Source organism: Enterococcus sp. AZ063 (genome assembly GCF_051715045.1).
Taxonomy (GTDB): Bacteria; Bacillota; Bacilli; order Lactobacillales; family Enterococcaceae; genus Enterococcus_D; species Enterococcus_D casseliflavus.
Genome location: NZ_JBIOTA010000001.1, coordinates 272,187 through 293,738 on the forward strand (window position 1 = coordinate 272,187; position 21,552 = coordinate 293,738).

Below are 21,552 nucleotides of genomic sequence, written 5' to 3' on the forward strand. Positions count from 1 at the left end.
GATGGAAAAAGTCCTATCAATTGCTGGGTCGGATTCAACCGGAGGTGCCGGTATCGAAGCAGATTTAAAAACATTTCAGGAATATGGTGTCTTTGGTTTTGCCACGATCGCTTCGATCGTCACGATGGACCCGCAAGCAGGTTGGAGCCATGAAGTAACGGCGATGGAAACAGCGCTTGTCGAAAAACAATTGATCGCTGCTTTTGCAGGTGATCCGATGGATGCTCTAAAAACGGGCATGTTAGGCAATGAAGACAATATTGTCCAAGCTGCGCAGATGATCCAACAGCAGCAAGTCAAAAATGTGGTGATCGATCCTGTCATTGCTTGCAAAGGGACTGCAGAAATCTTACAGCCAAAAAGCGTCGATGCCATCATCACGCATTTGTTGCCGTTAGCAGATGTTGTCACCCCTAATTTAGTAGAAGCGGGGATTCTTTCAGGTTTGGGTGATTTGACGAGTGTGGAGGCCATGAAGCAAGCTGCTGAAAAAATCCATGAATTAGGTGCTAAATACGTCGTGATCAAAGGGGGGCATCGCTTGCCAGGAGCAAAAGCCGTTGACCTCGTTTATGATGGGCAATCCTTCCTCTTGTTAGAAAGTGAAAAAATCGCTACCGATTTCAATCACGGGGCAGGCTGCACCTTTTCAGCTGCGATCGCTGCGGGTCTTGCAAAAGGCAAACCCGTCGTGGAAAGCGTTCGGTTAGCGAAAGCCTTTGTCACAGCGGCAATCAAAGAAGGAGTGGTGATCAATCCTTATGTGGGTCATGTGTGGCATGGTGCCTATACCCACGCCCGAGACCGTATGCAGGAGGAAGCGCCGCAATAGCAGGTTTTCTTCTATAATAAATAGGAAATGAAGAAGTGCTTAAAAGAAGCGGTCAACGCTTCTTTTTTTGTGTTACGAAACCAAAAGAAAATTTTCTGAAAGAAATGCAAAAGAATCCCGGTTTTTCCATAAAAAAAGCTTGCAATCAATGTTTATCCGTAATATAATCATAAAGGTGCTGTTTACGTAAATACGTAAGTCACACTGGCAGCAAAGAAATTTTCTGCCGGCTACGAAACGAGAGGTTGCGACACGCCCGGACGCTTTGCCATGGACGAGCGTGACGGAAAATTTTCGTGGAGCTATGTCTACTTTTCAAAATAGGCGAAGGAGGGAAAACAATGGCAAAACAAAAAATTCGTATCCGTTTAAAAGCGTATGAACATCGTATTTTAGATCAATCAGCGGATAAAATCGTAGAAACTGCAAAGAGAACTGGAGCTGGCGTATCTGGTCCAATTCCATTACCAACGGAACGCAGCTTGTACACGATCATCCGTGCGACGCACAAATACAAAGATTCACGCGAACAATTCGAAATGCGTACACACAAACGTCTAATCGACATTGTGAATCCAACACCAAAAACTGTTGATGCTTTAATGAAGCTAGACTTGCCAAGCGGTGTTAATATCGAAATCAAACTATAATAATTAAGATGGAGGTGTAATCATGACCAAAGGAATCTTAGGGAAAAAAGTGGGAATGACTCAAATCTTCACTGAATCTGGCGAATTGATTCCAGTAACTGTAGTAGAAGCTACACCAAACGTAGTGCTACAAGTGAAAACAATCGAAAATGACGGCTACGAAGCAATTCAAGTCGGCTACCAAGATATGCGTGAAGTTTTGTCTAACAAACCTGCGAAAGGTCATGTTGCAAAAGCAAACACGGCTCCTAAGCGCTTCATTCGCGAATTCAAGAATGTAGAGCTAGAGGGCTTAGAAGTAGGATCAGAAATCAAAGTTGATATTTTTGAAGCAGGAGACATCATCGATGTAACCGGCACTTCGAAAGGTAAAGGATTCCAAGGCGTTATCAAACGTCACGGACAAAGCCGCGGACCAATGGCTCACGGTTCTCGTTACCACCGTCGTCCTGGATCAATGGGTCCAGTTGCACCTAACCGTGTATTCAAAAACAAACGTCTTGCTGGACGTATGGGCGGAAATCGCATCACGATCCAAAACTTGGAAATCGTACGCGTAGACGCAGAACGCAACGTTATCTTGATCAAAGGTAATGTACCTGGCGCGAAAAAATCATTGATTACAATCAAATCAGCTGTGAAAGCTAAATAAGTAGATAGGAAGAAAGGAGGAACTAAGGAATGCCGAATGTAGCATTATTCAAACAAGATGGAAGCCAAAATGGCGAAATTACATTGAACGAAGAAATCTTCGGAATCGAACCAAATGAATCAGTTGTCTATGATGCAATCATCATGCAACGCGCTTCATTAAGACAAGGAACACACGCTGTGAAAAACCGCAGTGCCGTTCGTGGCGGTGGCCGTAAACCATGGCGCCAAAAAGGAACTGGACGTGCCCGTCAAGGTTCAATCCGTTCACCACAATGGCGTGGAGGTGGCGTAGTCTTCGGACCAACACCACGTTCATACAGCTACAAACTTCCTAAAAAAGTTCGTCGCTTAGCAATGAAATCTGTATTGTCAGAAAAAGTTGCTTCAAATAACTTGGTAGCAGTAGAAGGATTAAGCTTTGATGCTCCAAAAACAAAAGAATTCAAACAAGTTTTAGCTAACTTGACAATTGACTCTAAAGTATTGGTAGTTTTAGAATCTGAAAACGACTTTGCCGCTTTATCTGCGCGCAACTTGCCAAAAGTTTCTGTAGTTACTGCTGATAACATTAGTGTTTTAGACATCGTTTCTAACGACAAAATGTTAGTGACACAAACTGCTCTTACTCAGATCGAGGAGGTGCTTGCATAATGAACTTACTAGACGTTATTAAACGCCCAGTGATCACTGAAAAATCAATGCTTGCCATGGATGACAAGAAATACACTTTTGAAGTGGACACAAAAGCTAACAAAACTTTAGTAAAACAAGCTGTAGAAGCTGCCTTTGACGGAGTGAAAGTGGCAAACGTGAACATCATCAACGTTCGTCCAAAATTCAAACGCATGGGTAAATATGCAGGATATACAAAAAAACGTCGCAAAGCTGTTGTGACTTTAACTGAAGATTCTAAAGAAATCCAAATTTTCGAAGCTGCTGAATAAGCAACTCACGCATAAACTTTACATGGGAGGGAAAAAGACGTGGCGATTAAAAAGTACAAACCTACCACGAACGGCCGTCGTAATATGACAAGTTCTGATTTCGCTGAAATCACAACTTCAACACCAGAAAAAACATTGTTAGCTCCTTTGAAAAACAATGCTGGTCGTAACAACAACGGACGTATCACGGTTCGTCATCAAGGTGGCGGTCACAAACGTCAATACCGTTTGATCGATTTCAAACGTAACAAAGACAACGTCGTTGCTACGGTTAAAACGATTGAATATGATCCAAACCGTTCTGCTAACATTGCGTTAGTACATTACGAGGATGGAGTAAAAGCATACATCTTAGCACCTAAAGGATTAGAAGTTGGCATGACTGTCGTTTCTGGTCCAGATGCAGATATTAAAGTAGGGAATGCATTACCACTAGAAAACATTCCAGTCGGTACTGTTATCCACAACATCGAAATGAAACCTGGTAAAGGTGGACAATTGATTCGTTCAGCTGGAACAAGTGCTCAAGTACTTGGTAAAGAAGGCAAATACGTATTGATCCGCTTGAACTCTGGTGAAGTACGAATGATCTTAGCATCATGTCGTGCAACAATCGGTTCTGTTGGTAATGAACAACACGAATTGATCAACATCGGTAAAGCCGGTCGTTCTCGTTGGATGCGCAAACGCCCAACTGTACGTGGTAGCGTAATGAACCCTAATGATCACCCACACGGTGGTGGTGAAGGTAAAGCACCAATCGGACGTAAAGCACCAGTTTCTCCTTGGGGACAACCTGCACTTGGTTACAAAACACGTAACAAAAAAGCAAAATCAGACAAACTTATCGTTCGTCGTCGTAAAACTAAGTAATATACTTGACCGTGTGTCGCACATTTTGAGAGGAGGTACACCATGGGTCGTAGTTTGAAAAAAGGACCTTTTGTCGATGACCATTTGATGAAAAAGGTCGAAGCACAAGAAGGCGCTGAAAAGAAAAAAGTGATCAAAACTTGGTCACGTCGTTCTACAATTTTCCCTAATTTTATCGGATTTACAATTGCTGTGTATGATGGACGGAAACATGTACCAGTTTACATCCAAGAAGACATGGTAGGACACAAATTAGGTGAATTTGCACCAACAAGAACTTATCGCGGACATGCTGCCGATGATAAGAAAACAAGACGCTAATTTTGAGGGGAGGATATCCAAAAATGGCAGAACAAATCACATCAGCGAAAGCAACTGCTAAAACAGTCCGCGTTTCTCCTCGTAAATCTCGTCTAGTTATTGACTTAATCAGAGGGAAAAGCGTTGCTGAAGCAATCGCGATCTTAAAGTTCACACCAAATAAAGCAGCTGGAATCATCGAGAAAGTCTTGATGTCAGCTATTGCCAATGCAGAAAATAATTTTGACTTAGATGTTGAAAACTTGATTGTTTCTGAAGCATTCGTAAACGAAGGACCAACGATGAAACGTTTCCGTCCACGTGCGAAAGGTTCAGCTTCACCGATCAACAAACGTACAAGTCATATTACTGTAGTCGTATCAGAAAAATAAGGAGGGACAATCAGTGGGTCAAAAAGTACATCCAATTGGAATGCGTGTAGGCATCATCCGTGACTGGGATGCTAAATGGTATGCTGAAAAAGAGTATGCTGAATTTCTACATGAAGATTTGAAAATCCGTAAATTTATCGCATCTAAACTTGCTGATGCCGCTGTGTCTACAGTTGAGATCGAGCGTGCAGCAAACCGCGTGAATATTTCAATCCACACAGCTAAACCAGGTATGGTTATCGGTAAAGGCGGATCTGAAGTCGAAAACCTAAGAAAAGAATTAAATAGCCTAACTGGCAAACGAGTTCACATCAACATCGTTGAAATCAAAAAACCAGATTTAGATGCTAAATTAGTAGGCGAAGGAATCGCACGTCAATTAGAAAACCGTGTTGCTTTCCGTCGTGCTCAAAAACAAGCGATCCAACGCACAATGCGTTCTGGCGCTAAAGGAATCAAAACACAAGTTTCTGGCCGTCTAAATGGTGCGGATATCGCTCGTTCAGAAGGTTACTCAGAAGGAACCGTTCCACTTCATACATTACGTGCGGACATTGATTACGCATGGGAAGAAGCAGATACAACATACGGAAAACTAGGAGTTAAAGTGTGGATTTATCGTGGAGAAGTTCTTCCAACTAAAAAGAACACTGAGAAAGGAGGGAAATAAACATGTTAGTACCTAAACGTGTAAAACACCGTCGTGAGTTCCGCGGAAAAATGCGTGGCGAAGCGAAAGGCGGAAAAGAAGTAGCATTCGGTGAATACGGCTTACAAGCTGTCGAATCACACTGGATCACAAACCGTCAAATCGAAGCTGCCCGTATCGCAATGACTCGTTATATGAAACGTGGCGGGAAAGTATGGATCAAAATTTTCCCTCACAAATCTTATACTGCCAAAGCTATCGGGGTACGTATGGGTTCTGGTAAAGGGGCTCCTGAAGGATGGGTATCACCAGTTAAACGTGGTAAAATCATGTTTGAAATTGCCGGTGTACCTGAAGAAGTTGCGCGCGAAGCGCTACGTCTTGCTTCTCACAAATTACCAGTGAAAACGAAGATCGTAAAACGTGAGGAAATGGGTGGTGAATCGAATGAAGGTTAAAGAAATCAGAGAATTAACCACTGCCGAAATGCTAGATCAAGAAAAACAATTGAAAGAAGAATTGTTCAATCTTAGATTCCAATTAGCAACAGGTCAATTAGAAAACACTGCACGTATCAAAGAAGTACGTAAATCGATTGCACGCATTAAAACAGTATTGCGTGAACAAGCTAAGTAATAGTGGAAGGAGGCCATTTAGCGTATGACTGAAGAAAGAAATCAACGCAAAGTTTACCAAGGTCGCGTGGTATCAGACAAAATGGATAAAACTATCACTGTTGTCGTTGAAACAAAGAAAAACCACCCTATCTACGGCAAACGTCTGAACTATTCTAAGAAATACAAAGCACACGATGAAAACAACGAAGCAAAAGTTGGCGATATCGTGAAAATTATGGAAACTCGTCCATTATCAGCTACGAAACGTTTCCGTCTAGTAGAGATTGTTGAAAAGGCAGTGATTATCTAATCACACGAGATTTTCCTATATAGATTGTGAATTGCAAAATCTGAAAGGAGGATACACATCGTGATCCAAGCAGAAAGCCGATTAAGAGTGGCGGACAACTCAGGTGCCCGTGAAATTCTAACGATCAAAGTCCTTGGCGGATCTGGTCGTAAAACTGCCAATATTGGTGACGTGATTGTTGCTACGGTTAAACAAGCAACGCCAGGTGGGGTTGTCAAAAAAGGTGACGTCGTTAAAGCCGTTATCGTTCGTACTAAATCAGGAGCTCGTCGTACAGACGGTTCATACATCAAATTCGATGAAAATGCTGCGGTTATTATCCGTGACGATAAGAGCCCTCGTGGAACTCGTATCTTTGGCCCAGTTGCCCGCGAATTGCGTGAAGGCAACTTTATGAAGATCGTTTCCCTAGCACCAGAAGTATTGTAATAGTGATTCTTATCTAAAGGAGGTGCGAAACAAACATGTTTGTTAAAAAAGGCGATAAAGTTAAAGTTATCACTGGTAAAGACAAAAACAAAGAAGGCGTTGTGCTAGCAGCGTTTCCTAAAAAAGACAAAGTCGTTGTTGAAGGTGTCAATGTTGTCAAAAAACACCAAAAACCTTCTCAAACTGCTCCTCAAGGCGGAATCGTTGAAATGGAAGCACCAATTCATGTTTCTAACGTGATGGTGGTTGATCCATCGAACGGTGAAGCTACGCGTGTCGGTTACAAAGAAGTTGACGGCAAAAAAGTCCGCGTTTCTAAGAAAACCGGAGAAGTTCTTGATAAATAATCTGATGAAGGAAGGAGGGGCTAACAGATGAACCGCCTTAAAGAAAAATATTCAAAAGAAGTTGTCCCATCATTAATGGACAAATTTAACTACAGCTCAATCATGGAAGCACCAAAAGTTGATAAAATCGTTATCAACATGGGTGTCGGTGACGCTGTTTCTAATGCTAAAAACTTAGACAAAGCTGTTGAAGAATTACAATTGATCTCAGGTCAAAAACCATTGATCACAAAAGCGAAAAAATCTATCGCAGGATTCCGTTTACGTGAAGGAATGCCAATCGGTGCGAAAGTAACACTACGCGGCGAAAGAATGTATGAATTCTTAGATAAACTAGTAAGTGTGTCATTGCCACGTGTCCGTGACTTCCACGGTGTGAGCAAAAAAGCGTTCGACGGACGCGGAAACTACACTTTAGGTATCAAAGAACAATTGATTTTCCCTGAAGTAGATTATGATTTGATCGACAAAGTACGTGGTATGGATATCGTGATTGTAACAACAGCAAACACAGATGAAGAATCTCGTGAATTGTTGACACAATTAGGCATGCCATTCCAAAAATAAAAAAAGGAGGCGAACTACGTGGCTAAAAAATCAATGATTGCTAAAAACAAACGCCCTGCTAAATTCTCAACGCAAGAATACACTCGTTGTGAACGTTGCGGACGTCCACATTCAGTTTATCGTAAATTTCATCTTTGCCGTATTTGCTTCCGCGAACTTGCCTATAAAGGACAAATTCCCGGCGTGAAGAAAGCTAGCTGGTAAACTATACTCGCATAAAGGAGGTAAATTATCCCATGGTCATGACAGATCCAATTGCAGATTTTCTAACGCGCGTGCGTAACGCAAACATGGTTAAACACGAAAGCCTAGAAGTACCTGCTTCAAAAATCAAACGTGATATCGCTGAAATCTTGAAACGTGAAGGTTTCGTCCGCGATGTTGAATACATTGAAGATGACAAACAAGGCGTGATCCGCGTATTTCTTAAATACGGTAAAAACGGTGAACGTGTTATCACAAACTTAAAACGTATCTCTAAACCAGGCTTGCGTGCTTATGTCAAAGCTGACGAAGTACCAAAAGTATTGAATGGTCTAGGAATCGCGATTATCTCAACTTCTGACGGTGTAATCACTGACAAAGAAGCTAGAGCAAAAAATGTTGGCGGCGAAGTAGTCGCTTATGTATGGTAATTTAAAATATTCCACAAGGAGGTGCCTCTAAGTGAGTCGTATCGGTAATAAGATCGTCGTTCTTCCTGCTGGTGTTGAAATCAAGCAAAACGGAAACGACATTACAGTTAAAGGACCTAAAGGTGAATTAACACGTACTTTCTCTTCTGATATCACAATGAATATCGAAGGAAACGAAGTAACATTCACTCGTCCAAATGATAGTAAAGAAATGAAAACTATCCACGGAACTACCCGTGCAAACTTCAACAACATGGTTGTTGGTGTTTCTGAAGGTTTCCAAAAAGCGTTAGAATTAATCGGGGTTGGGTACCGTGCTCAATTACAAGGGAAAAAACTTGTATTGAACGTTGGTTACTCTCATCCAGTTGAAATCGAAGCGCCAGCTGGAATCGAAATCGAAGTTCCTTCAAACACTTCTGTGATCGTTAAAGGATCAGATAAAGAAGTCGTTGGCGAATTGGCTGCCAATATCCGTGGCGTTCGTCCTCCAGAACCTTATAAAGGCAAAGGAATTCGTTATGTTGGCGAATTTGTACGCCGTAAAGAAGGTAAAACTGGTAAATAGTCGTAATTCTTTACGACTAGCAGCTTAGGCTAGCAAAATTAAAAGAGGTGACAAATTGTGATTACAAAACCAGATAAAAACAAGACACGTCAGAAAAGACATCGTCGTGTACGTAACAAAATCTCTGGTACTGCTGAGTGCCCACGCTTAAACGTGTTCCGTTCGAACAAAAACATCTACGCACAAGTAATTGATGACGTAGCGGGTGTGACGCTAGCAAGTGCCTCTGCCTTAGACAAAGAAGTTTCAGGTGCAACAAAAACTGAACAAGCACAAGCTGTCGGTAAATTAGTCGCAGAACGTGCAGCAGCAAAAGGTATTAAAGTAGTAGTCTTTGACCGTGGTGGATACCTTTACCATGGCCGTGTAGCAGCTTTAGCTGAAGCAGCTCGCGAAAATGGACTGGAATTTTAAGAGAAGGAGGAACACCATTCATGGTTTATATTGATCCAAAACATTTGGAATTAGAAGACCGCGTTGTTGCGATCAACCGTGTAACTAAAGTTGTTAAAGGTGGACGTCGTCTACGTTTTGCTGCATTAGTTGTTGTCGGTGACAAAAACGGACACGTAGGTTTCGGTACTGGTAAAGCACAAGAAGTACCAGAAGCAATCCGTAAAGCAATCGAAGACGCGAAGAAAAACTTGGTGGAAGTACCAATGGTTGGTTCTACAATCCCTCACGAAGTTATCGGTGTATTCGGCGGCGGACGCATCCTTATGAAACCTGCTGTAGAAGGTTCTGGGGTAGCTGCTGGTGGACCAGTTCGTGCCGTATTGGAATTAGCTGGGGTAGCTGATATCACATCTAAATCTTTAGGTTCTAACACACCAATCAACGTTGTTCGCGCAACAGTTGAAGGTTTAAAACAATTAAAACGCGCTGAAGAAGTGGCAGCACTTCGCGGCAAATCAGTAGAAGAATTAATCGGTTAAGGAGGACACTATAATGGCTGAATTGAAAATTACTTTAAAACGCAGTATTATCGGACGTCCCCAAAACCAACGTGATACTGTAAAAGCGTTAGGTCTTACAAAGTTGAATTCAACAGTTGTAAAACCTGCTAATGATGCAATCAAAGGCATGGTTAACACTGTTTCTCACTTAGTGGACGTTGAAGAGGTCTAAGGATCAGCAGATCTAGTTTGATTAAGGAGGTGCCAAACCTATGAAACTTCATGAATTAAAACCATCAGAAGGCTCACGCCAAGTACGTAACCGTGTCGGTCGAGGAACTTCATCTGGTAACGGTAAAACAGCTGGACGTGGACAAAAAGGTCAAAAAGCTCGTTCAGGCGGCGGAGTACGTCTAGGATTCGAAGGTGGACAAACACCATTGTTCCGTCGTTTACCAAAACGTGGCTTTACAAATGTGAACCGCAAAGAATATGCAGTCATCAATCTTGATGTCTTGAACCGCTTTGAAGACGGTGCTGAAGTAACACCTGTTGCTTTACACGAAGCTGGAATCGTCAAAGACGAAAAAGCTGGAATCAAAGTATTAGCTAACGGAGAATTAACGAAGAAATTGACTGTGAAAGCAGCTAAATTCTCAAAAGCAGCTGAAGAAGCAATCGTTGCTGCTGGTGGATCAATCGAGGTGATCTAATGATCAGACTATTGAAGGATGCCTTTAAGGTTAAGGATATTAGATCCAGAATATTGTTCACCGTCTTAATCTTGTTTGTCTTTCGTCTGGGAACACATATTACTGTGCCAGGCGTAGACGCAAGTCGCCTAAACACCATCGCGGATCTACCATTTTTAAACATGTTAAACTTGGTAAGTGGTGGCGCCATGCAACAATTTTCGATTTTCTCGATGGGGGTTTCGCCTTACATCACTGCCTCAATTGTTATTCAGTTGTTGCAGATGGATATCGTCCCTAAATTTGTTGAATGGTCGAAACAAGGTGAAGTGGGTCGTAAGAAACTAAATCAGGCAACACGTTACTTGACGTTGGTATTGGGCTTTGTCCAATCCATGACATTAACGGCTGGATTTAACTATTACACTCAACTCGGGTTTGTAAACAATCCTAATATGGCAACCTATATCGTGATCGGTCTGATTTTAACAGCCGGAACGATGTTAGTCACTTGGTTAGGAGAGCAGATCACCGAGCGTGGTATCGGAAACGGTGTGTCAATGATCATCTTTGCAGGGATCATTTCACGCTTACCAGCAAGCATCAAAGAATTGATTGAAGATTACTTCATTAACGTGGATCAATCGGATATCTGGCTAAATGCTATCTTTATGGCGCTACTTGTGATCGCTGTGTTGATCGTCATTACTTTAGTAACGTATGTTCAACAAGCAGAACGCAAGATTCCGATCCAATATACAAAACGGGTAGCAGGAGCGCCTACCAGCAGTTACCTTCCTTTGAAAGTAAATGCTGCCGGGGTTATCCCAGTTATCTTTGCCAGTTCTTTTATTACAACACCAAATGCGATCATTCAAGCATTAGGTAGTTCATATAGAGGAGAAACTTGGTACGAAGTGGTGCAAACGATCTTTAGTTACAACACTGTACCGGGTGCGATCATCTATACTGTCTTGATCGTTGCGTTTACTTTCTTCTACGCATTTGTTCAAGTGAACCCTGAGAAATTAGCGGAAAACTTGCAAAAACAAGGAAGTTACATTCCGAGTGTGCGTCCTGGTAAAGGAACCGAAGAATATGTATCACGTTTGTTGATGCGATTAAGCACGGTTGGATCGATCTTTTTAGGATTGGTTGCTTTACTTCCAATCATCGCTCAGATGGCTTGGAATCTACCGCAATCGATCGGTCTAGGTGGAACGAGTCTATTGATCATTATCGGTGTGGCACTTGATACTGCCAAGCAGTTAGAAGGGCTTATGCTGAAACGGAAATATACTGGTTTCATCAATTAAAGTTATTGAAGTGTTGAGGATTTCCTCAACACTATTCAAAAACTTACAGGAGGAATTAGAATGAACTTCATTTTAATGGGATTACCTGGTGCTGGAAAAGGTACTCAGGCAGAACGTATCGTTGCTGAATACGGTCTTCCTCATATTTCAACAGGCGATATGTTTCGGGCTGCGATGGCGAACGAAACAGAACTAGGCCTTAAAGCAAAATCATACATGGATCAAGGCGCATTAGTTCCTGATGAGGTTACAAATGGGATCGTTAAAGAACGTTTAGCTGAACCTGATACCGAGAAAGGTTTCTTATTAGATGGTTTTCCTCGTACATTGGATCAAGCAAAAGCGTTAGATGAGATGCTAGCTGACCTTAACAAAAAACTTGATGCCGTTATTGATATTCATGTTCCTGAAGAAGTTCTTGTAGAACGTTTAGCCGGCCGCTTCATGTGCCGCAATTGTGGGGCAACTTATCATAAATTGTTCAATCCTCCAAAAGAGGAAGGAACATGTGATCGTTGTGGAAGTCATGACTTCTACCAACGTGAAGATGATAAGCCTGAGACGGTCAAAAATCGTCTAGCTGTCAATATCAAAAGCAGTGAACCAATTTTGACTTATTACAAAGACAAAGGGTTATTGCAATCGATTGATGGGGATCGCGACATCGACGCTGTATTCGAAGATGTTCAAAAGATCATTGACTAATCATAGATTGCCCGAGTCCAACTTGCAGCTTAAAACTTTCTCTTGAAATCTTTGACAGGATATGATAGAATATGTCAGTCCGACTTCTACTTTTTATTAAGTAGGAGCATAGTTTGAGAATATCAGGTGGGAACCGAGTTTCCGCCATTTTATCGTGTGAAAATCACAAGTACAAGGAGGTACTGTGCGTGGCAAAAGAAGATATGATTGAAGTCGAAGGTACAGTCGTCGAAACTTTGCCGAATGCAATGTTTAAAGTAGAATTGGAAAACGGACACCAAGTTCTAGCGACCGTTTCTGGTAAGATCCGGATGCACTACATTCGTATTTTACCTGGAGACAAAGTGACGGTGGAATTATCCCCGTATGATCTGAACCGTGGCCGCATTACTTATCGCTTTAAATAATTGTACTCCGTAAAACCACAGGAGGTATTATCATGAAAGTAAGACCATCAGTAAAACCAATGTGCGAACATTGTAAAGTAATTCGTCGTAAAGGACGCGTTATGGTGATTTGCCCAGCAAATCCAAAACATAAACAACGTCAAGGATAATCGGAGGTGTAACAAATATGGCTCGTATTGCAGGAGTAGATATTCCTCGTGATAAACGTGTGGTCGTTTCACTTACTTATATCTATGGTATTGGTAACACGACTGCAAAACAAATTTTAGCTGACGCTGGCGTGTCTGAAGAAGTTCGCGTTCGTGATTTAACGAATGAACAAACAGATGCTATCCGTGCGGAAGTTGATAAATTAAAAGTTGAAGGTGACCTTCGTCGTGAAGTGAACTTAAACATCAAACGATTGATGGAAATCGGTTCTTACCGTGGAATCCGTCATCGCCGTGGATTGCCAGTTCGTGGACAAAACACGAAAAACAATGCACGTACTCGTAAAGGCCCGTCTAAAACAGTCGCAGGCAAGAAAAAATAATTCCTAAGTGAAGGAGGTTAAAACTTCATGGCAGCAAAAAAAGTGAGTCGTAAACGCCGTGTGAAAAAGAATATTGAAGCGGGTATTGCACATATTCACTCAACATTCAATAATACAATCGTAATGATCACTGATACTCATGGTAATGCATTAGCATGGTCATCAGCTGGTTCATTAGGTTTCAAAGGAAGCAAAAAATCTACTCCTTTTGCCGCTCAAATGGCAGCAGAAACAGCTACCAAAGCAGCAATGGAACACGGATTAAGAACTGTTGAAGTAACAGTTAAAGGACCTGGTTCTGGACGTGAAGCAGCAATTCGTTCATTACAAGCAGCAGGTTTGGAAGTGAGTGCGATCCGTGACGTGACTCCAGTCCCTCATAATGGATGCCGCCCTCCAAAACGCCGTCGTGTTTAATGAGTGCTGCTCATTTTGAGTGTAACAAATACGTCATTGAACAAGACACTTTTCGTTTTGAAAGGGGTAATAGATAAGAATGATTGAATTCGAAAAACCAAGAATCGCAAAGATTGATGAAGACAAAGATTATGGCAAGTTCATCGTGGAACCTCTTGAAAGAGGCTACGGAACTACACTAGGAAATTCCCTACGTCGTATTTTATTATCTTCTTTACCTGGTGCGGCAATCACCAATATTCAAATCGATGGAGTTTTACACGAATTCTCAACTGTTAAGGGTGTTCGGGAAGACGTTGCTCAAATCATCTTGAATATTAAAGGTCTTGCATTGAAAATGTACGGGGATGAAGAAAAGACCCTTGAAATTGATATTTCAGGACCTGCTACAGTAACTGCTGGCGATATCATCGTTGATAGTGATGTAGAAATCCTTAACAAAGATATGTATATCTGTACCGTTTCTGAAGGTGCTACGTTCCATGCTCGCTTAACAGTGAAACCTGGCCGCGGCTACGTTCAAGCGGACGAAAACAAAAAAGAAGACATGCCGATCGGCGTTCTTCCAGTCGATTCAATCTATACACCAGTACGTCGTGTCAACTACCAAGTAGAAAACACACGTGTCGGTCGTCGGGATGATTTCGACAAATTAACGATGGAAATATGGACTGATGGCTCAATCGAACCATTGGAAGCAATGAGTTTGTCTGCGAAGATCATGACTGAACATTTAGACATCTTTGTTAACCTAACAGATGAAGCGAAAAACGCTGAAATCATGGTTGAAAAAGAAGAAACACAAAAAGAAAAAATGTTGGAAATGACGATCGAAGAATTAGACTTATCTGTTCGTTCATACAACTGTCTAAAACGTGCAGGAATTAATACTGTACAAGAATTGACAAACAAATCTGAACCAGAAATGATCAAAGTAAGAAACTTAGGCCGTAAATCTCTTGAAGAGGTCAAAGTGAAATTACATGATTTAGGTTTAGGACTACGTAAAGACGATTAAACCGTTTTCGATTACGTTAGTTCGGTTCGTCTGACCGATACAACATTCGAAAGTGAAGGAGGGAAACCACGTGAGTTATCGTAAACTAGGACGCACATCTAGCCAACGTAAAGCGATGTTGCGTGATTTGACAACTGATTTATTCATTAACGAACGTATCGTTACGACTGAAGCTCGTGCGAAAGAAGTTCGTTCAACTGCAGAAAAAATGATCACTTTAGGTAAACGTGGTGATTTGCATGCACGTCGTCAAGCAGCAGCATTCGTTCGTAATGAAGTTGCAAGTGTACGTGAAGAAAACGAAGAAGTAGTTATTGAATCAGCATTACAAAAATTATTCAATGATATCGCTCCTCGTTACACAGATCGCCAAGGTGGATATACTCGTATCTTGAAAACAGAACCAAGACGCGGAGATGCTGCACCAATGGTTATCCTAGAACTTGTTTAAAATCACACTTATCATCACTTTATAGATGTTTACTAAGAGTGTTATGATGTTGGAAGAAACTTTCCGAGTCTAGCTCAGCGCCTACACCTCGATGTATTTCGAGGTGTACGCACTCATCATAAAGTGCTTTTTTTTTACTTTCGATTACCTGTCAAGACAGGTAATGGCAAGTGAAAAAAAGATCTGGAGACAAATCGTGCGTGAATCATTGAAAAACGTGCGCTTTTTTGGTAGTGTTAGAAAGAATTAATCGCAAATGAAGGAGTCTATCATGAAGCCAATCATTGAATTGAATGCTATTACTGTGCGTTATAGCGAAGAAGAGCGTGCCGCGTTAAATAACGTATCCTTTTCCATCAACAAAGGGGAATGGGTGGCGTTGATCGGCCATAACGGCTCTGGTAAATCAACTTTAGCAAAAACCATCAATGGCTTGATCTTGCCGCAAGAAGGCAGTGTTTCTGTCGGCGAATTGCCTTTGAATGAAGAAAATATCTGGAATATTCGAAAAATGGTCGGTATGGTCTTTCAAAACCCTGACAATCAATTCGTTGGTTCGACGGTGGAAGATGATGTGGCTTTCGGTTTGGAAAATCAAGGAATCCCACGTGAAGAAATGCTGGTTCGTGTCAAAGACGCTCTGGAACAAGTACGGATGAGCGAGTTTGCGACCCGGGAACCCGCGCGTCTTTCTGGTGGTCAAAAACAGCGGGTAGCCATTGCGGGCGTCGTTGCATTGCGCCCAGATATCATCATTCTTGATGAAGCCACTAGTATGCTAGATCCAGAAGGTCGTGAAGAAGTGATCGCAACGATCAAAAAAATCAAAGAGAAAAACAATTTGACCGTGCTATCGATCACCCATGATATCGATGAAGCCGCCAACGCCAATCGGGTGCTGGTGATGCGTCAAGGAGAGCTCGTCCGCGAAGGGACACCCGCAGAGATTTTTTCTGCAGGTCCAGAACTGATTGAGCTCGGCTTAGATCTGCCGTTTCCTGAAAAATTAAAGGCGGCACTAAAACAGCGGGGCGTCACGGTACCGCAAGCGTACTTAACTGAAGAAGGGATGGTGGATTGGCTATGGACATCCGTTTTGAACAAGTAGGATTCACCTACCAACCGCATTCTCCGTTTGAACAGCGGGTTTTGTTCGATATCGATTTAGAGATCAAAGAAGGCTCTTATACCGCCTTAGTCGGTCATACAGGGAGCGGAAAATCTACGTTGTTGCAGCACTTGAATGCATTATTAAAACCAACGACTGGCACGGTCACGATCGGTGAGCGAGTCATCAAACCCGAGACAGACAACAAAAATCTAAAACCGTTACGTAAAAAAGTCGGGATCGTTTTTCAATTTCCTGAATCCCAATTATTTGAGGAAACCGTTGCGAGAGATATCGCTTTTGGACCGAAAAACTTTGGGGTCTCCGAAGAAGCAGCCAAAGGTTTAGCCCAAGAATACATTCAATTGGTAGGTTTAGATGAAAGTTTTCTGGAACGTTCACCATTTGACCTTTCAGGGGGCCAAATGCGCCGTGTAGCGATTGCTGGGGTCTTGGCTATGGAACCAGAAGTTTTGGTCTTAGACGAGCCGACAGCTGGCTTAGATCCACAAGGACGCAAAGAGATGATGGAAATGTTTGATCGCCTGCATCGGGAAAAGAACATGACGATCATTTTAGTGACCCACTTGATGGATGATGTGGCAAACTATGCTGATTATGTCTATGTGTTAGAAAAGGGACGTCTCGTCAAAGCCGGCACGCCGTCCGTTGTGTTTCAAGACACTGCTTGGCTGCAAGAAAAGCAGTTGGGGGTACCGACAGCAACCGCATTTGCGGAACAACTACAAGCCAGAGGACTGGCATTTGAGCAGTTACCACTAACAGCTGATGAGCTGGCAGATGTTTTAGTAGCAAAGGGGGCGACTGCCCATGATGAATAAACTGATTTTCGGTCGTTTTATTCCCGGAGACTCCTTGATCCACCGTTTAGATCCACGAGTCAAATTGATTGCTAGTTTTTATTTTATTGCGATTATCTTTTTGGCGAATAATTGGCAAAGCTATTTATTAGCGGGTGCTTTTACGCTCTTTTGTATCTCCTTTTCAAAAATCGATTTTGGCTTCTTTATTCGAGGCGTTCGACCGTTGATTTGGCTGATTTTGTTTACCGTGGCGTTACAGATTTTGTTTACTACCGGCGGTGACGTCTATTGGTCTTGGTGGATCTTTAACATCACAGAATTTGGTGTCCAAAACGGGATCTTTATTTTTTGTCGTTTTGTTTTGATCATTTTCATGTCGACGCTCTTGACGTTAACGACGCCCCCATTAGAGCTTTCAGATGCGATCGAATACATTTTGCGTCCTTTAAAAGCGATCCGTTTCCCTGTCCATGAAATCTCACTGATGCTGTCGATTGCGTTGCGCTTTGTGCCAACCTTGATGGATGAAACAGAAAAAATTATGAATGCTCAGCGTGCCCGCGGGGTCGATTTCGGCGAAGGGGGACTGTTGCAGAAGATGAAGGCGATCGTTCCTTTATTGATTCCTTTATTTGTCAGCAGCTTTAACCGTGCGGAAGATCTAGCTACCGCTATGGAAGCCAGAGGCTATCAAGGCGGCGAAGGGCGTACCAAGTATCGTATTTTGCACTGGCACCAACGGGACACATTGGTTGTCATCGTTTTTGCGCTCTTTACAGTAGCATTAGTGTTCTTAAGAGGATAAACGAAGACCTATGATTGAAGTCAACCCACGAAAGGTTCTTAACGAAGCAACGAGACTGCTGGCAATCCCAGCGGCTGGTTCGAAAAGGCCTGTCGATCGATCAGACTTTTCTCATAGGCCTTTTTTTGAAAAAATAGAAAGAAACAGGTGATTCAATGGTCCGCTATAAAGCGACGATCGCTTATGATGGTACGAATTTTCAAGGATTTCAGCGTCAACCCAATGGACGAACGGTTCAAGAAGAGATTGAAAAGACATTAACGAAGATGAACAATGGGCAACCGATCCAGATTCATGGCTCTGGCCGCACCGATGCGGGGGTCCATGCGCAAGGGCAAGTGATCCACTTCGATTTCCCTCAAAAGCGTCCACTGGAAAAAATGCGCTTTGGATTAGATACCCAAACGCCAGAAGATGTTGCGGTAAAATCGGTGGAGATCGTTGACGATACCTTCCATGCCCGCTACTTAGTCATTGAAAAAACCTACCAGTTTCGGGTAGACATTGGGAAGCCCCGCAGTCCTTTCCGCCGTCATTATGCAAGTTATTATCCGTATCCGCTAGATTTGGAAAAAATCCAACGGGCGTTGCCAGATTTTTTAGGCACCCATGACTTTACCAGTTTTTGTGCGACGGGCAGTTCAGTCGATGACAAGACGCGGACGATCCATGAGGCGTCCATGGCGGTCAATGACGCTGGAGATGAGTTGATTTTTACCTTTCGCGGCGATGGATTTTTGTACAAGATGATCCGGATCATGGTGGGCACATTGCTGAAAATCGGCAATGGACGGATCGCACCTGACAGCATTCCTGCAATCATTGCGCAAAAAGACCGAAATGCGGCAGGTCCCACGGCTCATCCAGAAGGATTGTATTTGGTTCATGTTGCTTATGGATAAGGAAAAACACAAGCTTCGCTGCTCTTACACAACAAGAGATAGCGAAAGCTTGTGTTTTTATTTTTTCTCAGGTAAAACAGAGGTGGTTTCTTGCCAATCTTCAGTCCTTTCCGCAGCGATTTTAGGCGCAGCAGTGGTGGGTGTTTTTTCCAAGGTACCGGCAGCGACTAAGGCGGCGATGGCTACCAAAAATGCGAAAAGCAAGTAAAGCAGCCAGCTCCAAGCAACGTGATAGCGATTGCCGATGCCTAAAAAGACCATTTGTCCGACAGGTCCCCCTAGCATCACAATGGTGGAAAAGATCCCGCTGCTGATGGCGAGATGTTCTTCATCAATCTCACGAATCAGATGTGCCGAAAAACGAGGATTGATTTTTCCAATCAGATAGCCTTCAGCAAAGAGCAGCGCAATCATGAGCCAACGGTTATGCAGGAAGAGAAAATTCAAGGTCAACAGACATAAAACGAAAGAGGTATACGCAATCAAGCGAACCAGACCGGTATTCTTGAACCAGTCGGCAGCAAACAAGGCGCCAGCGACCATACCGATCGAAGTAGCGATGCCTGCCATCGCAACGGTGTTGCCATAAGTGGCAAACCAAAGCGCAAGGTCATCCAACAGCTGGAGATTTAGTAGACCGCTCGTACTAGCAGCTAAGGTATTGATCAGTAAGGCAAAGAGGATCATCTTTTTAAGAAAAGCCGTACCAGTCAATAATTTAAAAGTATCCGAGAAATTCTGAAAGAGTGGTGTTGCTGCTTGATTGATTTTCCCTGGCACCGCATAGAAGAGCGAGCGGTTCAGGAAGATCACGATCGCGGCTAAGAAAAACGTCACGGCATTGATCAAACCAAAAGCCGCAAAGTTATTATTCAGTAAAATGATCCCCCAAGCACCGATGCCTTGAAAGACGATTTGAACGGTGGTTTGACACGCCATTTGAAAGCCCATGGCACTGTCTAAGGCATCAGCAGGCACAAGACGGCGAACATAGGGCAGCTGTAACCCAGAACAATAAGCGCCCAAACAATCAGATACAATGTTGATGCCTAGCAAAAGGAAGAAAGACCATAAACTAGGCGGCAGTTGGATCAAAAAAGCGAGTGCCACGAAAAGGACTCCTTGTAATAGTCGACTGCTGATCATCCATTGCACTTTGTTTTTGGTACGATCGGCTAGATAGCCGGTCAGGATCCGTAAGAGATCAGGGATCAGCAGTGCCATGGAGGCTAAGGAAACAGCAAGGGCATTAAAGGGTAAAGTACTGGCATAAACTACAAAGACGATATTAAATAAACTCATGCCGATACCGCTGAGTAAGGCGGCGTTGACTAAGGCACGATAGCCGTTGTTTTGTTGATATTCTTTCATCGAAATCATCCTTTCACGTTCTACGTTGTAAAATCAGTATAGGATGCTTTATACTAAGAGAAGAAAATAATCCACTATAGTGGAATTTAAATGTACCAGGAGCATACCAGAGGTTACTGTCACGAGTGATTAGCAGTTAAAAGAGTGGCATGTAAATAAGGTGCCGCAGATTTTGCTCCTCAACATTTTATAGGTTTGAATCTAAACTTGAATCTAGAACAGGAAAATTTAATTGCGGAGCTTCATTCGTGAAGTGGGATTGGTTTGGCGTTTGTAGACCGATCGTTGTGAGGAGGATGGTTATGGAAGAAGGAAAACTGTACCGACAATTGCGCAAAGAGCGCGGCTATACGATCGCTCAAGTGGCGGATGAACAAAACAGTCGCTCGTTTATCAGTAAATTTGAGCAAGGTGCTTCAAGTATCAGTATTCATCGATTGGAACGCTTATTAGAAAATATCCATGTCACAGTGGAGGAGTTTTATTATTTGCGTGCGCAGCAAAAGGGCGTAAAAGGGCACGACAACCTGATGAGCTTTCCCAGCTATATGACGAGCGAATTTATGGATTTACTGGATCGAATTTTAGGGATCAACAAAGAAGCTTATTTGAGTAACGCCCACGCCCAGAGAAGCAAAGAAGGGCTGGAGGAAATGCGTAGCGAACTGATCGCCGCTTCCAAACAGCATTCTTTTGTTTTTCTGTACCTTGAGATCACAAAGGAGATACATGAAATCAATCTCTCAGGTCCTAAACTCAATCACTCTTCTGGTGACTATATGGAAAAGCTACGCACCAAAACTCGCCCCGTCATTTCCTACCTTACGAAAGTAGACAACTGGGGCGTTTATGAGATTTTGCTTTTTCGTTATTTTCAATTCTTATTTCCTGTCGAAACCTCCTATCACTTACTGCAGATCGCTATCTCTCGCACAAAAAAAGAACAAGGTTTGTCCTTGATGCGAGAAATTCAAATGGATTTGATTTTTAGTTGTTTTACGACGTTTGTCAATTTTCGCCGCCTGGAGTGGGCAAAAGAGGTGTTGACCATTGCAGAGGAATTATTGGCAGATCGCGGAGACATGCTAAACAGTACGCATCTTCTTTGCTATCAAGGATGGTACTGGTATATTTATGGCGATCAAGAAAAAGGACTGTTGAAAATCGATCAAGGGCTTTCGATCTTTCGCGTCTTGAAACAAACCAAAATGGTTAACTTATGGGAGCGATCGTTGCACTCCATCAAGAAAAATGCGGAAGAACCTAACAGTTATCTTATGTTTCGCTAAACGCTCTAAGGGCTAACGGGCTAGGCATTTGGCCCCGCATCGAAGGGGATCT

The 21,552-nt window shown here is 42.7% G+C and carries 36 protein-coding genes; 35 read left to right on the forward strand and 1 reads right to left on the reverse strand.

Annotated features, from left to right (window positions below):
- The first annotated feature begins 1 nt into the window (after position 1).
- The 34 genes from thiD to truA all read left to right on the forward strand — a co-directional run bounded on the left by thiD (position 2) and on the right by truA (position 18,840).
- Positions 2–832, forward strand: a complete 831-nt coding sequence (gene thiD / locus IGK61_RS01240) for a bifunctional hydroxymethylpyrimidine kinase/phosphomethylpyrimidine kinase (protein WP_074535396.1) — start codon at positions 2–4, stop codon at positions 830–832.
- Positions 833–1,173: 341 nt separating this feature from the next.
- Complete coding sequence (rpsJ, locus tag IGK61_RS01245; RefSeq protein WP_003127966.1) at positions 1,174–1,482, forward strand: 30S ribosomal protein S10; 309 nt, start codon at positions 1,174–1,176, stop codon at positions 1,480–1,482.
- A gap of 22 nt (positions 1,483–1,504) precedes the next feature.
- Entirely contained in the window at positions 1,505–2,134 is a 630-nt protein-coding gene (gene rplC / locus IGK61_RS01250; protein WP_003127967.1) for a 50S ribosomal protein L3, read from the forward strand.
- Between the two features lie 29 nt (positions 2,135–2,163).
- Positions 2,164–2,787, forward strand: coding sequence for a 50S ribosomal protein L4 (gene rplD / locus IGK61_RS01255; protein WP_005226910.1), 624 nt, complete (start codon positions 2,164–2,166; stop codon positions 2,785–2,787).
- Positions 2,787–3,080: a 50S ribosomal protein L23 gene (locus tag IGK61_RS01260; RefSeq protein WP_005226911.1), complete on the forward strand. Its 294-nt coding sequence runs from the start codon at positions 2,787–2,789 to the stop codon at positions 3,078–3,080. The genes rplD and IGK61_RS01260 overlap by 1 nt, the downstream gene beginning before the upstream one ends.
- Before the next feature lie 39 nt (positions 3,081–3,119).
- Positions 3,120–3,953, forward strand: coding sequence for a 50S ribosomal protein L2 (rplB, locus tag IGK61_RS01265; protein ID WP_005226912.1), 834 nt, complete (start codon positions 3,120–3,122; stop codon positions 3,951–3,953).
- A gap of 42 nt (positions 3,954–3,995) precedes the next feature.
- Positions 3,996–4,274, forward strand: coding sequence for a 30S ribosomal protein S19 (gene rpsS / locus IGK61_RS01270; protein ID WP_005226914.1), 279 nt, complete (start codon positions 3,996–3,998; stop codon positions 4,272–4,274).
- 23 nt (positions 4,275–4,297) lie between these two features.
- Positions 4,298–4,645: a 50S ribosomal protein L22 gene (rplV, locus tag IGK61_RS01275; RefSeq protein ID WP_003127973.1), complete on the forward strand. Its 348-nt coding sequence runs from the start codon at positions 4,298–4,300 to the stop codon at positions 4,643–4,645.
- 13 nt (positions 4,646–4,658) lie between these two features.
- A complete protein-coding gene (rpsC, locus tag IGK61_RS01280) occupies positions 4,659–5,315 on the forward strand; it encodes a 30S ribosomal protein S3 (RefSeq protein ID WP_005226916.1) in 657 nt (218 codons plus the stop codon).
- A gap of 2 nt (positions 5,316–5,317) precedes the next feature.
- Positions 5,318–5,752 carry a 50S ribosomal protein L16 gene (rplP, locus tag IGK61_RS01285; RefSeq protein ID WP_005226918.1) on the forward strand — a complete coding sequence of 145 codons (435 nt, stop codon included), beginning with the start codon at positions 5,318–5,320 and terminating at the stop codon, positions 5,750–5,752.
- Positions 5,742–5,930, forward strand: a complete 189-nt coding sequence (gene rpmC, locus IGK61_RS01290; RefSeq protein ID WP_002288664.1) for a 50S ribosomal protein L29 — start codon at positions 5,742–5,744, stop codon at positions 5,928–5,930. Before rplP ends, rpmC begins: the two co-directional genes overlap by 11 nt.
- 24 nt (positions 5,931–5,954) lie before the next feature.
- Positions 5,955–6,221 (forward strand): 30S ribosomal protein S17, encoded by a 267-nt coding sequence (gene rpsQ / locus IGK61_RS01295; protein ID WP_003128005.1) that lies wholly within the window; start codon positions 5,955–5,957, stop codon positions 6,219–6,221.
- A gap of 60 nt (positions 6,222–6,281) precedes the next feature.
- Positions 6,282–6,650 carry a 50S ribosomal protein L14 gene (gene rplN / locus IGK61_RS01300; RefSeq protein ID WP_003128006.1) on the forward strand — a complete coding sequence of 123 codons (369 nt, stop codon included), beginning with the start codon at positions 6,282–6,284 and terminating at the stop codon, positions 6,648–6,650.
- Positions 6,651–6,685: 35 nt separating this feature from the next.
- Positions 6,686–6,997: a 50S ribosomal protein L24 gene (gene rplX, locus IGK61_RS01305; RefSeq protein ID WP_003128007.1), complete on the forward strand. Its 312-nt coding sequence runs from the start codon at positions 6,686–6,688 to the stop codon at positions 6,995–6,997.
- A 27-nt stretch (positions 6,998–7,024) separates the two neighbouring features.
- Positions 7,025–7,564, forward strand: coding sequence for a 50S ribosomal protein L5 (gene rplE, locus IGK61_RS01310; RefSeq protein ID WP_005227088.1), 540 nt, complete (start codon positions 7,025–7,027; stop codon positions 7,562–7,564).
- A gap of 18 nt (positions 7,565–7,582) precedes the next feature.
- Complete coding sequence (locus IGK61_RS01315; RefSeq protein WP_003128010.1) at positions 7,583–7,768, forward strand: type Z 30S ribosomal protein S14; 186 nt, start codon at positions 7,583–7,585, stop codon at positions 7,766–7,768.
- 32 nt (positions 7,769–7,800) lie between these two features.
- Positions 7,801–8,199 carry a 30S ribosomal protein S8 gene (gene rpsH, locus IGK61_RS01320; RefSeq protein ID WP_005227093.1) on the forward strand — a complete coding sequence of 133 codons (399 nt, stop codon included), beginning with the start codon at positions 7,801–7,803 and terminating at the stop codon, positions 8,197–8,199.
- A 31-nt stretch (positions 8,200–8,230) separates the two neighbouring features.
- Entirely contained in the window at positions 8,231–8,767 is a 537-nt protein-coding gene (gene rplF / locus IGK61_RS01325; protein WP_005227095.1) for a 50S ribosomal protein L6, read from the forward strand.
- A gap of 57 nt (positions 8,768–8,824) precedes the next feature.
- On the forward strand, positions 8,825–9,181 hold the full coding sequence (gene rplR, locus IGK61_RS01330; protein ID WP_005227097.1) for a 50S ribosomal protein L18: 357 nt from the start codon (positions 8,825–8,827) through the stop codon (positions 9,179–9,181).
- Positions 9,182–9,201: 20 nt separating this feature from the next.
- Positions 9,202–9,702 (forward strand): 30S ribosomal protein S5, encoded by a 501-nt coding sequence (gene rpsE / locus IGK61_RS01335; protein WP_003128014.1) that lies wholly within the window; start codon positions 9,202–9,204, stop codon positions 9,700–9,702.
- A 13-nt stretch (positions 9,703–9,715) separates the two neighbouring features.
- Positions 9,716–9,895 (forward strand): 50S ribosomal protein L30, encoded by a 180-nt coding sequence (rpmD, locus tag IGK61_RS01340; RefSeq protein WP_003128015.1) that lies wholly within the window; start codon positions 9,716–9,718, stop codon positions 9,893–9,895.
- A gap of 40 nt (positions 9,896–9,935) precedes the next feature.
- The gene (rplO, locus tag IGK61_RS01345; RefSeq protein ID WP_003128016.1) at positions 9,936–10,376 is read left to right on the forward strand and encodes a 50S ribosomal protein L15; all 441 of its coding nucleotides are present in this window, start codon (positions 9,936–9,938) and stop codon (positions 10,374–10,376) included.
- Entirely contained in the window at positions 10,376–11,671 is a 1,296-nt protein-coding gene (gene secY / locus IGK61_RS01350) for a preprotein translocase subunit SecY (protein ID WP_005227099.1), read from the forward strand. The genes rplO and secY overlap by 1 nt, the downstream gene beginning before the upstream one ends.
- Before the next feature lie 60 nt (positions 11,672–11,731).
- Positions 11,732–12,376, forward strand: coding sequence for an adenylate kinase (locus IGK61_RS01355; RefSeq protein WP_005227100.1), 645 nt, complete (start codon positions 11,732–11,734; stop codon positions 12,374–12,376).
- 188 nt (positions 12,377–12,564) lie between these two features.
- Positions 12,565–12,783 (forward strand): translation initiation factor IF-1, encoded by a 219-nt coding sequence (gene infA / locus IGK61_RS01360; protein ID WP_002288695.1) that lies wholly within the window; start codon positions 12,565–12,567, stop codon positions 12,781–12,783.
- Positions 12,784–12,815: 32 nt separating this feature from the next.
- Positions 12,816–12,932, forward strand: coding sequence for a 50S ribosomal protein L36 (gene rpmJ, locus IGK61_RS01365; RefSeq protein WP_002288710.1), 117 nt, complete (start codon positions 12,816–12,818; stop codon positions 12,930–12,932).
- Positions 12,933–12,949: 17 nt separating this feature from the next.
- Positions 12,950–13,315 (forward strand): 30S ribosomal protein S13, encoded by a 366-nt coding sequence (gene rpsM, locus IGK61_RS01370; RefSeq protein WP_005227102.1) that lies wholly within the window; start codon positions 12,950–12,952, stop codon positions 13,313–13,315.
- 27 nt (positions 13,316–13,342) lie between these two features.
- Positions 13,343–13,732 carry a 30S ribosomal protein S11 gene (rpsK, locus tag IGK61_RS01375; protein WP_005227104.1) on the forward strand — a complete coding sequence of 130 codons (390 nt, stop codon included), beginning with the start codon at positions 13,343–13,345 and terminating at the stop codon, positions 13,730–13,732.
- A 79-nt stretch (positions 13,733–13,811) separates the two neighbouring features.
- Entirely contained in the window at positions 13,812–14,750 is a 939-nt protein-coding gene (locus tag IGK61_RS01380; RefSeq protein WP_008376367.1) for a DNA-directed RNA polymerase subunit alpha, read from the forward strand.
- A 70-nt stretch (positions 14,751–14,820) separates the two neighbouring features.
- Entirely contained in the window at positions 14,821–15,201 is a 381-nt protein-coding gene (gene rplQ / locus IGK61_RS01385) for a 50S ribosomal protein L17 (RefSeq protein WP_003128038.1), read from the forward strand.
- A gap of 271 nt (positions 15,202–15,472) precedes the next feature.
- On the forward strand, positions 15,473–16,309 hold the full coding sequence (locus IGK61_RS01390) for an energy-coupling factor ABC transporter ATP-binding protein (RefSeq protein WP_005227109.1): 837 nt from the start codon (positions 15,473–15,475) through the stop codon (positions 16,307–16,309).
- The gene (locus IGK61_RS01395; protein WP_005232516.1) at positions 16,285–17,151 is read left to right on the forward strand and encodes an energy-coupling factor ABC transporter ATP-binding protein; all 867 of its coding nucleotides are present in this window, start codon (positions 16,285–16,287) and stop codon (positions 17,149–17,151) included. The genes IGK61_RS01390 and IGK61_RS01395 overlap by 25 nt, the downstream gene beginning before the upstream one ends.
- Positions 17,141–17,938: an energy-coupling factor transporter transmembrane component T family protein gene (locus IGK61_RS01400; RefSeq protein WP_005227113.1), complete on the forward strand. Its 798-nt coding sequence runs from the start codon at positions 17,141–17,143 to the stop codon at positions 17,936–17,938. Before IGK61_RS01395 ends, IGK61_RS01400 begins: the two co-directional genes overlap by 11 nt.
- 155 nt (positions 17,939–18,093) lie before the next feature.
- On the forward strand, positions 18,094–18,840 hold the full coding sequence (truA, locus tag IGK61_RS01405) for a tRNA pseudouridine(38-40) synthase TruA (protein ID WP_074535395.1): 747 nt from the start codon (positions 18,094–18,096) through the stop codon (positions 18,838–18,840).
- 57 nt (positions 18,841–18,897) lie between these two features.
- Here truA and IGK61_RS01410 read toward each other — a convergent pair whose 3' ends face one another.
- Positions 18,898–20,211 carry an MFS transporter gene (locus tag IGK61_RS01410; RefSeq protein WP_074535394.1) on the reverse strand — a complete coding sequence of 438 codons (1,314 nt, stop codon included), beginning with the start codon at positions 20,209–20,211 and terminating at the stop codon, positions 18,898–18,900.
- A gap of 302 nt (positions 20,212–20,513) precedes the next feature.
- Between IGK61_RS01410 and IGK61_RS01415 the strand changes: the two genes are divergently transcribed.
- Positions 20,514–21,500, forward strand: coding sequence for an Rgg/GadR/MutR family transcriptional regulator (locus IGK61_RS01415; protein WP_074535393.1), 987 nt, complete (start codon positions 20,514–20,516; stop codon positions 21,498–21,500).
- Positions 21,501–21,552 lie beyond the last annotated feature (52 nt).

Excerpts from the sequence above, each read along its gene's own strand:
- thiD (WP_074535396.1), top strand. The coding sequence starts at position 2 with ATGGAAAAAGTCCTATCAATTGCTGGGTCGGATTCAACCGGAGGTGCC.
- rpsJ (WP_003127966.1), top strand. The coding sequence starts at position 1,174 with ATGGCAAAACAAAAAATTCGTATCCGTTTAAAAGCGTATGAACATCGT.
- rplC (WP_003127967.1), top strand. The coding sequence starts at position 1,505 with ATGACCAAAGGAATCTTAGGGAAAAAAGTGGGAATGACTCAAATCTTC.
- rplD (WP_005226910.1), top strand. The coding sequence starts at position 2,164 with ATGCCGAATGTAGCATTATTCAAACAAGATGGAAGCCAAAATGGCGAA.
- IGK61_RS01260 (WP_005226911.1), top strand. The coding sequence starts at position 2,787 with ATGAACTTACTAGACGTTATTAAACGCCCAGTGATCACTGAAAAATCA.
- rpsS (WP_005226914.1), top strand. The coding sequence starts at position 3,996 with ATGGGTCGTAGTTTGAAAAAAGGACCTTTTGTCGATGACCATTTGATG.
- rplV (WP_003127973.1), top strand. The coding sequence starts at position 4,298 with ATGGCAGAACAAATCACATCAGCGAAAGCAACTGCTAAAACAGTCCGC.
- rplP (WP_005226918.1), top strand. The coding sequence starts at position 5,318 with ATGTTAGTACCTAAACGTGTAAAACACCGTCGTGAGTTCCGCGGAAAA.
- rpmC (WP_002288664.1), top strand. The coding sequence starts at position 5,742 with ATGAAGGTTAAAGAAATCAGAGAATTAACCACTGCCGAAATGCTAGAT.
- rpsQ (WP_003128005.1), top strand. The coding sequence starts at position 5,955 with ATGACTGAAGAAAGAAATCAACGCAAAGTTTACCAAGGTCGCGTGGTA.
- rplX (WP_003128007.1), top strand. The coding sequence starts at position 6,686 with ATGTTTGTTAAAAAAGGCGATAAAGTTAAAGTTATCACTGGTAAAGAC.
- rplE (WP_005227088.1), top strand. The coding sequence starts at position 7,025 with ATGAACCGCCTTAAAGAAAAATATTCAAAAGAAGTTGTCCCATCATTA.
- rpsH (WP_005227093.1), top strand. The coding sequence starts at position 7,801 with ATGGTCATGACAGATCCAATTGCAGATTTTCTAACGCGCGTGCGTAAC.
- rpsE (WP_003128014.1), top strand. The coding sequence starts at position 9,202 with ATGGTTTATATTGATCCAAAACATTTGGAATTAGAAGACCGCGTTGTT.
- rpmD (WP_003128015.1), top strand. The coding sequence starts at position 9,716 with ATGGCTGAATTGAAAATTACTTTAAAACGCAGTATTATCGGACGTCCC.
- rplO (WP_003128016.1), top strand. The coding sequence starts at position 9,936 with ATGAAACTTCATGAATTAAAACCATCAGAAGGCTCACGCCAAGTACGT.
- secY (WP_005227099.1), top strand. The coding sequence starts at position 10,376 with ATGATCAGACTATTGAAGGATGCCTTTAAGGTTAAGGATATTAGATCC.
- IGK61_RS01355 (WP_005227100.1), top strand. The coding sequence starts at position 11,732 with ATGAACTTCATTTTAATGGGATTACCTGGTGCTGGAAAAGGTACTCAG.
- rpmJ (WP_002288710.1), top strand. The coding sequence starts at position 12,816 with ATGAAAGTAAGACCATCAGTAAAACCAATGTGCGAACATTGTAAAGTA.
- rpsM (WP_005227102.1), top strand. The coding sequence starts at position 12,950 with ATGGCTCGTATTGCAGGAGTAGATATTCCTCGTGATAAACGTGTGGTC.
- rpsK (WP_005227104.1), top strand. The coding sequence starts at position 13,343 with ATGGCAGCAAAAAAAGTGAGTCGTAAACGCCGTGTGAAAAAGAATATT.
- IGK61_RS01380 (WP_008376367.1), top strand. The coding sequence starts at position 13,812 with ATGATTGAATTCGAAAAACCAAGAATCGCAAAGATTGATGAAGACAAA.
- IGK61_RS01390 (WP_005227109.1), top strand. The coding sequence starts at position 15,473 with ATGAAGCCAATCATTGAATTGAATGCTATTACTGTGCGTTATAGCGAA.
- IGK61_RS01395 (WP_005232516.1), top strand. The coding sequence starts at position 16,285 with ATGGACATCCGTTTTGAACAAGTAGGATTCACCTACCAACCGCATTCT.
- IGK61_RS01400 (WP_005227113.1), top strand. The coding sequence starts at position 17,141 with ATGATGAATAAACTGATTTTCGGTCGTTTTATTCCCGGAGACTCCTTG.
- truA (WP_074535395.1), top strand. The coding sequence starts at position 18,094 with ATGGTCCGCTATAAAGCGACGATCGCTTATGATGGTACGAATTTTCAA.
- IGK61_RS01410 (WP_074535394.1), bottom strand. The coding sequence starts at position 20,211 with ATGAAAGAATATCAACAAAACAACGGCTATCGTGCCTTAGTCAACGCC.
- IGK61_RS01415 (WP_074535393.1), top strand. The coding sequence starts at position 20,514 with ATGGAAGAAGGAAAACTGTACCGACAATTGCGCAAAGAGCGCGGCTAT.